Here is a 12,595-nt window from a genome sequence, read left to right as displayed (position 1 = left end):
CTGCTGTACGTCTTATCCGCACGATTGAGGAAAGGAGGCCATTGTGAATCTTGCAACCGCCGTCGTCTTAGCGATACTCGTGGTCTTTGTCGCTTTGTCCGTGCGCACATTCCGCATTAAGGGCACCTGCGGCTACAAGGAGCACTGCTCGGGCCATTGCAATCCAGGCAGCGCCGAATGCGACGCAGCCAAGCGCATGGTTGAGAACATGGATCGCGACCTGGCCTCGCATTCCATGTAATCGCGCGGAGCTCCGCACGTCGTAGAGGACCCGGCCGCATCGAGTGGCCGGGTCTTTTGCTAATCACGACCGAAGAATAAGATTTCGATACTGATTCGTTGCGACGGAATATCAAAAATCAAGGTACAATGGGTGGGTCTAGCTAGGAGGAATGAATGACTGAACTTCAAACTGAAACTATGCTCGAATCTCGTCAGGCCGAGGGCCTGAGCCATTCTCTTGAAGATTACCTTGAAGCCATTGTCGACTTGGCTGGTCCTGAGAACAATCCCATCCGCGCGGTTGATCTGGCTAAGAAGCTGGATGTTTCCAAGGCGTCCGTGTCGAAGGCCATCTCCAACCTGAAGGACAAGGGCTTTGCCGACCAGCCGTACTATGGCGATATCACGCTGACCGAAGAGGGGTTGGCTTACGGCAGGGCCGTTTGGCACAAGCACAAGCTGTTGTTCCGTTTCCTCAACGAGACAATCGGCATCGACCCCGAGACGGCAAACTACGAGGCCTGTCAGATGGAACACACCATCAGCAGCGACTCATTCCAAAAATGGGAGGCCTTCCTTGCTACCGTCGGCATAGGCGAAGGCGCGTAAGGATTATCGCGGGTCAATCCATGGAATCAATGCGACGGCAGAGTATGTCGTCGCATTCTTTATTACCATGTTCAATCAAATGTCGTTCTTCGCAGCATTGACTTAGGGGGCAACCATGCATGTTGAGCTTTTGTACCATACGCCGAACCCTGAACGGGCCATCGCTACGGCCGCGCGCCTGTGCTATGCGCCTGTCGGTGCATCCGAGCTGATGGAGACCATGTCGGAGGAACGTATGCACAGCGTCCTCTCCACTATCATGCGCGGCGGTCACTTCTCGACATTGGAGCATGCGAGCTATACCTTCGCCATCGACGGCGTGTCCCGTGCCCTGACGCATCAGCTGGTGCGTCACCGTATCGCAAGCTTCAACCAGCAGTCCCAGCGCTACGTGAAGTACAAAGACGGCTTGGACGTGATCGTCCCCGAGACCATCTCCGCGAACGAAGAAACGGCCGCTCTGTTCGACGAAGCCGTGGACGCCGCCATGGAGGCCTATAAGAAACTGCTCGAAGCAGGCGTGCCGGCCGAAGACGCGCGCTACCTGCTTCCCAATGCCGCCGAAACGAAGATCGTCGTGACCATGAACGTGCGCGAGCTGCTCCATTTCTTCTCCAACCGCTGCTGCAATCGCGCTCAGTGGGAGATTCGCGAGCTTGCGCATGCCATGTTGGAGCTTGCTCGGCCCACAGCCCCGTATATTTTCATGGACGCCGGCGCATCCTGTGTTCGCGGCGCCTGCCCCGAAGGTAAAATGACCTGCGGAAACCCCTATCCGAAAGTGGTACGTGAATAGTGACACCTAAGAATACCGATAGCGACCTGAAGCGCGCGTTCAAAGAGGACGGCGAGCTGAAAACCCATGTCGGCGGCCAGGCCCTGATCGAGGGCATCATGATGCGCGGCAGGTATAACTGGTCGGTTGCCGTGCGTGAGCCGGACGGCAACATCTACACTGAAGAACACGATTTGGCAAGCGGCCGCAAGAAGAACTCTTGGATGTACTGGCCCATCATCCGCGGATGCCGCGCGTTTGTCGAGAGCCTCGGTCTTGGCTATAAGGCCCTGGAAATCGCAGCGATGCATGCCTATGCGGGCGAGGAGGACTCCGAAGAGGAGGAGGACAGCTTCGGCAAGGTAGAGATGACCATCTCCATGGTGCTGGGCCTTGTTCTGGGCGTGGCGTTGTTCGTGGTGCTGCCTGCTGTCCTGTCCAACCTTCTCGTTGGCGAATACGATGCGCACACGCTCGCGTGGAACATCGTCGACGGCATCGTACGCGTGGCCATCTTCGTCTTCTACATCTGGCTGATCGGCCGCATGCCCGACATCAAGCGTATGTTCATGTACCATGGCGCCGAGCATAAGACCATCCACTGTTACGAGCACGGCTTGCCGCTGACTCCGGAAAACGCGCGGTCCTTCCCGCGTCTCCATGTCCGCTGCGGTACGGCGTTCCTTATCATGGTCATGATCATAGCCATCATCGTGTACACGCTCACGCCGCTCAACGGTGTCATCGCAGCGCTCGGCATTCCCAGCGGCGCCCCCAAGCTCGTATTCGTCATCTTCGTGCGCATTCTGCTTATGCCGATCATCGCAGGCGTCAGCTATGAGATTACGGTGAAGTGGGCTGGAAGCCATCCTGACAATCCGCTGGTCAAGGTCATCCTGTGGCCTGGCATGCAGATGCAGTACCTGACCACGAACGAGCCCGAGGACGAGCAGCTTGAATGCGCCATTGCGGCGATGCAGATGGTGCTGGAGCGTGAAGAGCAGGAAGAGGCGGCCAAACAGGAGTCGCTGGCAACGGTTCCTGCCTAGCTTTTCGAGTATCGATGCAAAAGAGGCGGTCCGACCGATTGGTCAGACCGCCTCTTCATGTTGCGCCGCAATCTGTTGCGCCTACGCTTGACGCTCCATGATGTAGTCGTCCATGACGTATCCGCTGCCGATATCGGTCTCGACGGAGTCGATGGTTTCGAACCCCTTCGCCAGATAGGCACGAACGCCCAGGTCGTTGTGCTTGTTGACTGTGAGGTACATGGCCCGCAGACTCTCGTTCCTGCACAGTTGGTCGTAGAACTCGATGGTACGTGAGCAATAGCCGTGGCCCCGTGCGTCCGAGAACAGGTAAATCTTCGAAATGAAGAACCTGTTCGTTTCCGTTTCGGTGCGGCCGCCGGTGTAGCCGACGATGCCGCCGCGGGCCTTTTGTTCGCTGTCGTGGATGAACCAGTAGCGGTAGCCGTGATCGGCAATGTCACGCTTGATGGCTGGCAGCGATTGGAACCGTTCGACCATGTAGTCGGTTTGTCCGATGCCGATGATGGCCGGCCAGTATTCGTGCCAGATTTCGTCTGCCATGTCGGCCAGCTGCCCAAGCTGCTCTTCGGAGACGACGGGGATGAATGAGACCATGGTGTGCTCCTATCGGTCTTCGTCGGATTCGGGGATGTAGCCGCGGGTGTCGTCAGCAATCGCCCTGACTACGGCGTCGATGGCTTCGTTGACCTTGCTGGCGTCGGATATTCTGATGATGACTTTGCCTTTGAAGCCGTATTCGGTGATGTCGGTGAAGAACACGTTGGGGCCCTCTTCGATGTCCGAAATGGGTATCACGGCGTTTTCGGCCTCGCGGCGGATACGGTCGCGGACGCCGTCCATGTCGTTTGTCGTCTCGGTCACGGCGAACGGTACATTGAAACGGTTCGCCGGCGGCAGGATGGTGAGGGCGGTCTTCGAGATGATGGAGTTAGGGATGATGACCGTTTCGCCCAACCGGTTCTTGATGGTGGTGTGGCGCCAGCTCACGTCCTGCACGACGCCCATGTCCGAACCTACTTCGATGTTGTCGCCCGGCTCGATGATGCGCATGGCGGTCACCTGGAGGCCGCCGATCAGGTTGGACAGCGTGTCTTGGGCACCCAGCGAAATGGCTATGCCGCCGACGCCTAAAGCGGTCACGATGGCCGACATGTTCACTCCGAAACAGGAATCCAGGATGATGGAGACGCCGGTGCCCCATACGATGACGCGTCCGATGTTGATGAAGATACTGTTGGAAGGGAAGGGCGACTTCTCGCTGGTCGTGATATGACGAATGGTTTTCGTAGCGATGTGCGCGACGATGGAAGTGACGATAAGCAGCAGGAACGCAACGAGAGTGTTGCGGAATAAATCGCTGGCCGTAAGGGACGACAGGTGCTGCAGGGCCGTTTCCATCTGAACCTCCATCTTGGACGAGAATATATCGAGGATAACATGACTCGTTTGTCGTCTCGTCCGCCTACGGGCATCCCTGCAAAAAGTCTGTGAAATGACATATGGGGAAGATATTTGCAGACGGTTGCGGGGATTCGTCTGTGGTACAATGTCTCAGCTTGTGGGCGAAGGCTCGCAAACCCCGTCTCGAATCCGCGAGCGGGAAGGTAACTATAGGCCCCCGAGACATGTTGATTTAACCACCATGACGAAGGGTCCCTGTGCTTGAAAGGGGTCCGTTTTGACCGAAATCAAGAACACGAACGTCATCGAGTTTGAAGACATCACTGATGACCAGATGAATCAAATGATCGATGGCACCCTGACCGAGTTCGACGAAGGCGATCTGGTCAAGGGCACAGTCGTGAAAATCGAGCATGACGAAGTCCTGCTCGACATCGGGTTCAAGAGCGAGGGCGTCATCCCCTCCCGCGAACTCTCCATCCGCAAGGATGCAGATCCCTCTGAAATCGTTGCCGAAGGCGACGAAATCGAGGCTCTGGTCCTCCAGAAAGAGGACAAAGACGGTCGCCTGATCCTCTCCAAGAAGCGTGCTGAGTACGAGCGTGCTTGGATCAGCGTCGAAGAGAAGTTCAAGGCTGGCGAGCCCGTCGTCGGCGAGGTCATCGAAGTCGTCAAGGGCGGCCTCATCCTCGACATCGGCCTCCGTGGCTTCCTTCCCGCATCCCTCGTCGACCTCCGTCGCGTCAAGGATCTCGACATGTACCTCAACACCGAGCTCGAGGCTTGCGTCATCGAGATGGACCGCAACCGCAACAACGTGGTCCTGTCCCGTCGCGCTCTGCTCGAGGATGCCCGCAAGAACGAGCGCGCCGAAATCCTCGGTCAGCTCAAGGCCGGCATGCGCCTCAACGGTGTGGTTTCCTCCATCGTCGACTTCGGCGCTTTCGTCGACCTCGGCGGTATCGACGGTCTGGTTCACATCTCCGAGCTGTCCTGGAACCATGTCAACCATCCCTCCGAGGTCGTCAAGGTCGGCCAGGAGGTCGAGGTTGAGGTCCTGAAGGTCGAACTCGACCGCGAGCGCATTTCCCTCGGTCTGAAGCAGACCACCGAGGATCCGTGGCTGAAGCTCGTCGAGGCCTATCCCGCAGGCTCCATCATCGACGGCAAGGTCACCAAGATCGTTCCGTTCGGCGCTTTCGTCGAGCTTGGCAACAACGTCGAGGGCCTGGTGCACATCTCCGAGATGGCTCCTCGCCGCATCGACACTCCTGCCCAGGTCGTCAAGGTCGGCCAGGATGTCAAGGTCAAGGTCATGGAAGTCAACCCCGAGCGTCGTCGCATCTCCCTGTCCATGAAGGCTGCCGCAGCCGAACTCGGCATCGAGATCGAAGTTGACGAGACCGTCCAGGCCGAGCCCCGTCAGCCCCGCAAGAAGGCTGACAAGGCTGAGGCTCCTGCCGAAGAGGCAGCCGAGGCCGCCGAGGCAACCGAGGAATAACCGGATCCACCGCATATCGATCCTTCGGAACCGCCGTCCAGCAATGGGCGGCGGTTCTTTTTTCAAAGTGACAGAATCGGTTCAAACTCCTCGTTGCTTTCTGGAACAAGCGGACAATGGTATCCTGAACTAGGTAATGATTGACGGAGGTTGCATGGGCTCGCTTAAAGTGGCTCTTGTCGGAGGCATCGGTTCGGGCAAGAGCACTGTTTTGAATATGTTCTCCGAAGCCGGCTGCGGGACGATCAGTTTGGATGCCATCGGGCATGAGGTCTTGGAATCCCAGGACGTGCTGCAAGCTTTGGCCGAGGCCTTCGGGCCGCAGGTTGTCCGTGCGGACGGTTCTGCCGATCGCGCCGAAATCGCCAAGGCCGCGTTCGATGCTCCGGAGCATACGGAGCTTCTGAACGCCATTACCCATCCGCCCATTCTTGCCGAGCTGGACAGACGGATGACGGAGGAGCTGCTGAGCCGCGACATCGTCATGGTCGAGGTCACTTCTGGGGAAATATCCAAGCGGGCGCTGCCCTGGGCGGATGCCCTTGTGGCCGTAAGCGCCCCCGAGGATCTGCGAATTGCCCGAGCCTGCAGCCGGGGTTCCCAGAACGAGCAGGACATTCGCCGCCGTATGGCCCATCAGCCTACGGACGAGGAGCGCGAATCCGTTGCCGATTTCGTGGTGTACAACGACGGCGGCCTGGACGAAGCCCGTAGGCAGGTGGATAGCGTGATGAGCCAACTGAAACGGCGCTGCCAGGCGCAGCGCTTTGCATGAAGGAACGAATACTGATGACCACTCATGATTCAACTGATGCGTCTGCCCAGGTAGGCCCAGGGCGCGCCCAAACGGGGAAGCTGCTTGTCGGAATCGACATGGGCGGCACGACCATCAAGGTGGGCCTTGTGGACGAAAGCGGTGCGCTGCATGCGCGACAGACCGTTCCTACAGGAGGATTAAGCGACAAGGACTCCCAGCATGCCTTCGCCTCCATGGTCAGAAGCATTGTCGGAGACAAGCAGGGGCTCATCCACGGCGTGGGGTTCGCCGTGCCTGGCCCCGTTGACCGGGACGGCAACCTGCGGATGGGCGTCAACGTCGATTTGGATCTGCCGGGGATGCTTCAGGCGCTGCAGCGCGAGTTCCCTTCGGCGTGGGTACGCGCTTTGAACGACGCAAACGCCGCAGCGTTTGGAGAATGCAACCGCGGTGCGGCGGTAGGTCGCAAGGACGTGCTACTGGTGACGCTCGGCACCGGCGTCGGGGCCGGGGTTGTGGCGGACGGGAAGGTGCTCGTGGGCGCCCGAGGCATCGCTGGCGAAATCGGCCATATGTGCGTCGAGGCCAGCGGCGTGAAGTGCAACTGCGGGCGGTACGGCTGTTTGGAACAGTACTCTTCCGCACGTGGCCTTATCCGTCTCATGCGCGAGTCTGCCCTGCAGGCCGGCGACGAGCGTTCCGCTTCGGTCGAGGACGCCCGCCAGGTCATGGAAGCGTTCGAACGGTCGAACCCGCATGCCGTGCACGCCATGGAAGTGTTCAGCGATCGGCTAGGCTATGCGCTGGCCAACATCGCATGCGTCATCGACCCTGAGGTCATCCTACTGGGCGGCGGCGTGTCGGAGTGTTTCGATCTGTTCGAGGACATGCTGAGGGCATCATTCGATATGTACGCCCTTGGCGAGAGCCGCTCTGTGGAATTTCGCAAGGCGGCCCTGGGCAACGAGGCCGGTATGGTCGGGGCAGCGTTGTTCTCGATCGCCCAGTAGCGGGCGTCAGGCCGGCCGGTTTGTTTCAGTTGCGACGAGGGGAATGTGAGCATGTCTACGCATCTTTCGAATATCGAGGGCAATACCATGGAGGGGAAGCTTCCTGAGGTCAGGTTGGCGAACCAGCCCTTCAAGGTGGTTGCGCCCTACGAGCCGTCGGGCGACCAGCCCCAAGCCATCGAAAAACTGGCGGAAGGCATCGAGAGCGGGTTGCGGTATCAGACGCTGCTCGGCGTCACCGGCTCGGGAAAGACCTTCACCATGGCTAAGACGATCGAGGCGATACAGCGCCCTACGCTGGTCATGGCTCCGAACAAGACCCTGGCGGCCCAGCTCGCGGCCGAGCTGAAGGAGTTCTTCCCGAACAACGCGGTGGTGTACTTCGTCAGTTACTACGACTACTACCAGCCTGAGGCCTACGTGCCGCAGACCGATACCTTCATCGAGAAGGACGCCTCCATCAACGAGGAGGTGGAGAAGCTTCGCCATGCGGCCACGTCCAGTTTGCTGTCGCGGCGGGATATCATCGTGGTAGCGTCCGTGAGCTGCATTTACGGCATCGGCAGCCCCATGGACTACGCGGGCATGGCGGTGTTTGTGGATAAGGAGGTTCCTCAGGACCGCGACGACGTCATCTACAAGCTTATCGACATCCAGTACGATCGCAACGATTACGAGCTGAAACGCGGAACCTTCCGCGTGCGCGGCGACGCGTTGGACGTGTTCCCTCCTTATGCCGACAACCCCGTCCGTATCGAATTCTGGGGCGACGAGATCGAGCGGATATCCGAGATCGACAACGTGACCGGCGAGGTGCTGGGGTCGTACGAAGCCCTTCCCATCTGGCCCGCCTCCCATTACGTCACGGCTCGTCCGAAGATGGATAAGGCCCTGAACACCATCCAGGACGAACTGCGGGAACGCTTGCAGCAGTTCAAGGACGAAGGCAAGCTGCTTGAGGCCCAGCGCCTGGAGATGCGCGTGAACTACGACTTGGAGATGCTGGAAACCATGGGTTTCTGCAGCGGCATCGAGAACTATTCGCGCCATCTGGACGGACGCGAGCCCGGCGAACCGCCCTATACGCTCATCGACTACTTCCCCGATGACTTTGTCTGTATCATCGACGAGAGCCACGTGACGGTGCCGCAGATCCGCGGCATGCACGAAGGCGACCGCTCCCGCAAGGTCACGCTTGCCGAGCACGGGTTCCGTCTGCCCAGCTGCCTGGACAACCGTCCGCTACGCTTCGATGAGTTCGAAGATCGAATTCCCCAGTTCATCTACGTGTCGGCCACGCCTGGCGATTACGAGGAGAAAGTAACGCAGCAGCAGGTCGAACAGATCATTCGCCCGACGGGTCTGCTTGATCCCGAAATAGAGGTGCGGCCCATCGCCAGCCAGATTGACGACGTGATCGACGAGGCGAAGGAGCGCGGCGAGCGCAACGAGCGCGTGCTCATCACCACGCTGACCAAGAAGATGGCCGAGGATCTGACCGACCATCTGCTGGACCGGGGCATCAAGGCGCGTTACATGCATTCCGACATCGGCACGCTCGAGCGCGTCGAAATCCTGCGCGACCTGCGCAAAGGCGAATTCGACGTGCTGGTGGGCATCAACCTGCTGCGAGAGGGCCTCGACCTGCCCGAAGTGAGCTTGGTGGCCATTCTCGATGCGGACAAGGAAGGCTTCCTGCGCAACCACCGCAGCCTCATCCAGACCATTGGCCGCGCCGCCCGAAACGTGTCGGGCAAGGTCATCATGTATGCTGACAAGCTGACGGACTCCATGAACCTGGCCATAACCGAGACGCGCCGGCGCCGCGCCGTGCAGATGCAGTACAACGAAGAGCACGGCATCGAGCCGCAGACCATCCGCAAGGCTATCAACGACGTCATGGGGTTCATCACCGATGCGGATGGCAACGAGGTGGGGGATTCCGTCGAGGTGAACAAGGTGCTGGCCGAAATGTCTCGCGCCGAGGTGATGCGCGTCATTTCCAGCATGGAGGAAGAGATGGCGGCCGCCTCGGTCAACATGGATTTCGAGGAAGCCGCTCGACTGCGCGACCAGGTGGTCAAGCTGCGCGCCCAGGTGGAAGGCTCCGACGAACGCGACATTCTAGCCGACCTGAAGAAGAGCGCACGCAAGGGGAGCGCCTTCGGCAACCGCAAAAACTCGGCCTACGGCTCCAGCCGCCGCTCGTGATGTGACATTCGCCCGTTCCGGGCATCAGCCACGTGTGCGCCTGGTCTGAAACGAGAAACGCCCTGGCATTGCTGTCAGGGCGTTTTTTGCTCGATGCGAGGTGTGGTTGAAAGAACAAGGGAAGGGGAGGGGCCGAACCTTGCGATCCGGCCCCTGGGAGAAAGGAGAACAAAATAAGGAGGAGGTGTTTGCTCGGTTAGCCTTCAATGGCGATGGTCTTCTTGGTCTCAGGCTCGGGAAGAAGCTCCTTCTTCGGAACCGTGATGGTCAGAATGCCATCGACGTACTTGGCGTGGATGTCTTCTTCGGCAACGTCTTCACCGATGTAGAAGCTGCGGCGAGAGGTGCCGGTGAAGCGCTCCTTGCGCAGCCAGGTTCCGTTCTCGTCACCATCGCTTTTGACCTCTTCGGTGGTTGCGGTGACGGTGAGGTATCCGTTTTCGACCTCGGCCTTGACGTTCTCCTTGGCAACGCCGGGAAGCTCCATCTCAATGACGATGGCCTGGTCGGTTTCGCGGATGTCGGTCTTCATCAAAGAGGTGATGGGTTTGCGGGTTTCCTGGGTGCGGGCGGCGGGGAAGGCCAGCTCGAACGGGTCGCTCATAAAGTCATCGAAGAAAGAATTGCGGCGGGGCATCAACATCATGGTCATCTCCTGTCTGTGTGCGGATGCGGCTTGTTCTGTTCGGCGCATCCGGCTCGTTTCGTTTGACAAGAAGAAGTATAGACCTGTTTTTAGCACTCATGGTATGAGAGTGCTAACTTGGAACCATTGCGTTACATTCGTAACCGCGATGTCATTGTTCTACAAAAAGTAGGGAAGTGTTGCTTTCTATTGGTTCGTCTTGACCTCGGCCACCCAAGATCGGACGCATTCGATGAACGCCTTCGTTGCAATGGGCGCCTTCTTGTACGACCTCACGCAGATTCCGATTTCGCGCTGGGTGGGGATTTCCGGTTCCAACGTCGCCAGGTCGAAGGGGATGTTGCGCAGGATGAGGCGGGAGAACAATCCGTAGCCCAAGCCTTCGTTGACCATACCCATAACCGCGTAGTCGTTGTCCATGACGAAGCGGATGTTTGGGGTCACCTTGTGGCGCTCGAACAGCGCGTCCATTTCGGTGTGGGAGTCGTTCCTTACTTTGATATATGGCTCTTCCGCCAGCGCTTCGGTGGGGAAGTAGTCGCGGCAGGCAAGTGGATGGTCCTTGGCCACCACGACATACAGGGGGTCTTGGGCCAAAGGGATGGTGTAGAACCCCTCGGGCGCTGGCAGCACAACGAAGCCGCAGTCGAAGTTTCCCGATTTCATCTCGTCTTCAAGAGCGTCCTGGTTCTCGAAGCAGCTGATGTCGAAGGTGACGTTGGGATGTTCGCTCAGAAACCGGTCGATGATGCCCGGCAGCCAATGGATGGCGATGGATGCGAACGAAGCGATGCGCACATGGCCCGAGTCGATGTGGCGAACCTCGTCCAGGCGCGTCTGGAGGGCCCGTTCGCTGTTGCAGACATCCTGGATCCACGGCAAAAGGGCTTCGCCGTCGGCTGTCAGGCGCGCGCCGGCGTGGTCACGGATGAACAGGGTGGTGCCCATCTCCTTTTCGAGGGTGCTCATCATGTAGCTGATGCCCGCCTGTGTGTAGCCAAGCTCCTCAGCTGCGCTTTTAAAACTACCCGTTTCGGTGGCTTTCATGAATGCTTCATACTTTGGATTCATAAAACTCCAGTTCAAGAGTGGGTAAAAGAAAATCTGAACTAATTATAACATACACTCATTTTACTTTTAGACGTCAAGCCTATAGGATGCGGATATCAGCCTTACGGGCAGGCGGAAACCACCGCCAAAACCGACGAAAGACTCGATTACAACACTTGGTTGAAACGAGAGGCGCACCCGCCCTCTTAGGTTCGTGCGCGCTTCGAAGGGGGCTCGGATACGCTGGTTGTATATATAGAAAAGAATGTGCAAGCCGCCGCGGAAAGCGGCCAGACTGGAGGAACGGTGTTCAACAAGAGCTCTATATTCACCTTATTCGTTGTTCTGCAAACGGCCATTTATGGCGTCGGCAATGTGGTCACAAAGATTGCCTATGTAGGCATCTCCCCGTTGTGGTGCGCCGCGCTCCGTTTCGGTCTGGCGTTTCTGGTGTTCATGCTCTTCTTCGGTCCCCGCACCGTGCGCATGCTGAAGTCCGCACGCCTTTCCTCGTGGCTGCCGTCGAGCGTGTTCATGTCCCTTACCTATATTACATGCAGCATCGCTATCAACCTGACCAGCGCCACCAACGCAGGGTTCTTCATCGCACTGCCCATGCTGTTCACGCCCGTGCTTGCCCTGGTGCTTTCCGGCCGCAAGTACACCGCCAGCACCGCGGTCCTGCAGGCTGTCGTGGTATTCGGCCTCTACCTGCTTTGCTGCAACGGCGGCACGCCCACCTTCGGCCTGGGCGAGCTGTTTGGGCTGGCCAGCTCCGCATGCTTCGCCGCATCTCTGGTGTTCGGCGAGCGCGGCCTTGACGACGTCGACCCCATCGCCCTGTCCACCATGCAGATCGGCATTACCTTCTTGGGCGCGCTGGCCTCTGCCATCGCATCCGAACCCCTGCCCGACTTCGCGGCGGTGCCCGCCGTCAGCTGGACCGCTATCGCGTTTCTGGCCTGCGTCGGCACGTGCCTGGCCTTCTTCCTGCAGAACACGGCCCTCAAGCATGTTCCGTCGGCGACCATCTCGGTCATCCTGTGTGCCGAGCCGGTGTTCACGGCTGCCGTGTCTGCGGTTGCTCTGGGCGAGATGCTCACGGGCATGGGTGTCGTGGGTGCCATCCTGATTGTCGCCTGCACCATGGTTGCCTCCCTTGCCGACAGCGGCAAGTCCACGGGCGAAATCCTGGGCGATGCCTTCGCCTTCGTCCGTCGTCTGGCTCCCAATCAGGCTCGCCGCCTGGTCCGCAGCCGTTAAAGGGTGCTTCGGTCCCTTCTTTCGATTCTCGCATTCGGCGGCCTCTGCCGACGCCTTCGGAAGGCGTTTCGGCCGAGGCCGCCGTCGTATTTGCCCCC

At 59.0% G+C, this 12,595-nt stretch carries 13 protein-coding genes; 9 read left to right on the top strand and 4 right to left on the bottom strand.

Annotation, left to right across the window (positions count from 1 at the left end):
- The first annotated feature begins 43 nt into the window (after nucleotides 1-43).
- The 4 genes from SHEL_RS09825 to SHEL_RS09810 all read left to right on the top strand — a co-directional run bounded on the left by SHEL_RS09825 (nucleotide 44) and on the right by SHEL_RS09810 (nucleotide 2,655).
- Nucleotides 44-241 carry a hypothetical protein gene (locus SHEL_RS09825; RefSeq protein WP_012799119.1) on the top strand — a complete coding sequence of 66 codons (198 nt, stop codon included), beginning with the start codon at nucleotides 44-46 and terminating at the stop codon, nucleotides 239-241.
- Between the two features lie 155 nt (nucleotides 242-396).
- Nucleotides 397-831, top strand: coding sequence for a metal-dependent transcriptional regulator (locus tag SHEL_RS09820; RefSeq protein WP_012799118.1), 435 nt, complete (start codon nucleotides 397-399; stop codon nucleotides 829-831).
- Nucleotides 832-946: 115 nt separating this feature from the next.
- Complete coding sequence (gene thyX, locus SHEL_RS09815) at nucleotides 947-1,627, top strand: FAD-dependent thymidylate synthase (RefSeq protein ID WP_012799117.1); 681 nt, start codon at nucleotides 947-949, stop codon at nucleotides 1,625-1,627.
- Entirely contained in the window at nucleotides 1,627-2,655 is a 1,029-nt protein-coding gene (locus SHEL_RS09810; RefSeq protein ID WP_012799116.1) for a DUF1385 domain-containing protein, read from the top strand. Before thyX ends, SHEL_RS09810 begins: the two co-directional genes overlap by 1 nt.
- An 81-nt stretch (nucleotides 2,656-2,736) precedes the next feature.
- Here the strand turns inward: SHEL_RS09810 and SHEL_RS09805 are convergent, their stop codons facing one another.
- Both SHEL_RS09805 and SHEL_RS09800 read right to left on the bottom strand, forming a co-directional pair.
- Entirely contained in the window at nucleotides 2,737-3,252 is a 516-nt protein-coding gene (locus SHEL_RS09805) for a GNAT family N-acetyltransferase (protein ID WP_012799115.1), read from the bottom strand.
- A gap of 9 nt (nucleotides 3,253-3,261) precedes the next feature.
- Entirely contained in the window at nucleotides 3,262-4,056 is a 795-nt protein-coding gene (locus tag SHEL_RS09800; protein WP_012799114.1) for a mechanosensitive ion channel family protein, read from the bottom strand.
- A 280-nt stretch (nucleotides 4,057-4,336) separates the two neighbouring features.
- Here SHEL_RS09800 and rpsA point away from each other — a divergent pair, with 280 nt between their 5' ends.
- The 4 genes from rpsA (at nucleotide 4,337) to uvrB (ending at nucleotide 9,538) form a co-directional block, all read left to right on the top strand.
- Nucleotides 4,337-5,560: a 30S ribosomal protein S1 gene (gene rpsA, locus SHEL_RS09795; protein ID WP_012799113.1), complete on the top strand. Its 1,224-nt coding sequence runs from the start codon at nucleotides 4,337-4,339 to the stop codon at nucleotides 5,558-5,560.
- Nucleotides 5,561-5,714: 154 nt separating this feature from the next.
- The gene (gene coaE / locus SHEL_RS09790; RefSeq protein WP_012799112.1) at nucleotides 5,715-6,335 is read left to right on the top strand and encodes a dephospho-CoA kinase; all 621 of its coding nucleotides are present in this window, start codon (nucleotides 5,715-5,717) and stop codon (nucleotides 6,333-6,335) included.
- Nucleotides 6,336-6,349: 14 nt separating this feature from the next.
- On the top strand, nucleotides 6,350-7,327 hold the full coding sequence (locus SHEL_RS09785) for an ROK family protein (RefSeq protein ID WP_012799111.1): 978 nt from the start codon (nucleotides 6,350-6,352) through the stop codon (nucleotides 7,325-7,327).
- A 51-nt stretch (nucleotides 7,328-7,378) separates the two neighbouring features.
- A complete protein-coding gene (gene uvrB, locus SHEL_RS09780; protein WP_012799110.1) occupies nucleotides 7,379-9,538 on the top strand; it encodes an excinuclease ABC subunit UvrB in 2,160 nt (719 codons plus the stop codon).
- Nucleotides 9,539-9,734: 196 nt separating this feature from the next.
- Here the strand turns inward: uvrB and SHEL_RS09775 are convergent, their stop codons facing one another.
- Complete coding sequence (locus tag SHEL_RS09775; protein WP_012799109.1) at nucleotides 9,735-10,184, bottom strand: Hsp20/alpha crystallin family protein; 450 nt, start codon at nucleotides 10,182-10,184, stop codon at nucleotides 9,735-9,737.
- 186 nt (nucleotides 10,185-10,370) lie between these two features.
- Nucleotides 10,371-11,231, bottom strand: a complete 861-nt coding sequence (locus tag SHEL_RS09770) for a LysR family transcriptional regulator (protein WP_232001590.1) — start codon at nucleotides 11,229-11,231, stop codon at nucleotides 10,371-10,373.
- 270 nt (nucleotides 11,232-11,501) lie between these two features.
- Here SHEL_RS09770 and SHEL_RS09765 point away from each other — a divergent pair, with 270 nt between their 5' ends.
- Nucleotides 11,502-12,497 carry a DMT family transporter gene (locus SHEL_RS09765; protein ID WP_012799107.1) on the top strand — a complete coding sequence of 332 codons (996 nt, stop codon included), beginning with the start codon at nucleotides 11,502-11,504 and terminating at the stop codon, nucleotides 12,495-12,497.
- Nucleotides 12,498-12,595 lie beyond the last annotated feature (98 nt).

The sequence above is a fragment of the Slackia heliotrinireducens DSM 20476 genome (assembly GCF_000023885.1).
Lineage (GTDB): Bacteria > Actinomycetota > Coriobacteriia > Coriobacteriales > Eggerthellaceae > Slackia > Slackia heliotrinireducens.
The sequence above is the reverse complement of the archived record's forward strand: the minus strand, read 5'-3'. Positions and strand labels throughout refer to the sequence as shown.